Origin of the sequence: Dolichospermum planctonicum (genome assembly GCF_005402965.1) — a bacterium.
Classification (GTDB): Bacteria; Cyanobacteriota; Cyanobacteriia; order Cyanobacteriales; family Nostocaceae; genus Dolichospermum; species Dolichospermum planctonicum.
Window position 1 is genome coordinate 1 of record NZ_BJCF01000158.1, and the last position, 383, is coordinate 383.

Annotated in this window: 2 rRNA genes; both read right to left on the bottom strand. The window is 46.2% G+C overall.

What is annotated here, in order from left to right:
- Positions 1 to 92, bottom strand: a 5S ribosomal RNA gene (rrf, locus tag FFO06_RS20875); the annotation flags it as partial.
- 132 nt (positions 93 to 224) lie between these two features.
- A 23S ribosomal RNA gene (locus tag FFO06_RS20880) occupies positions 225 to 383 on the bottom strand; the annotation flags it as partial.

The window sequence follows — 383 nt, forward strand, 5'->3', positions numbered from 1 at the left end:
GGGCTACCCCCAAACTATCGTCGCCGCAGCAGCGTTTCACCTCTGAGTTCGGGAAGGGATCAGTGTGGTTCCACCGCGCCATAGACACCAGGAAAGCCTGTTGGGAAGTCAAAAGTCAAAAGTCAAAAGTCAAAAGTCAAGTTTTGAAATCTGAGTTTTAACTTGACAGAAACCCTGAAGACTGCATTCGAGAACGAGAAATAATAATAGCAATTAAGAATATAGAGGTCAAGCCCTCGGTCTGTTAGTACTCCTCTGCTACATACATTACTGTACTTCCACATAGAGCCTATTAACGGGTGTTCTGCCCGTGACCTTACCTACTTACCGTAGTGAGAGTACTCATCTTGAGGTGGGCTTCCCACTTAGATGCTTTCAGCGGT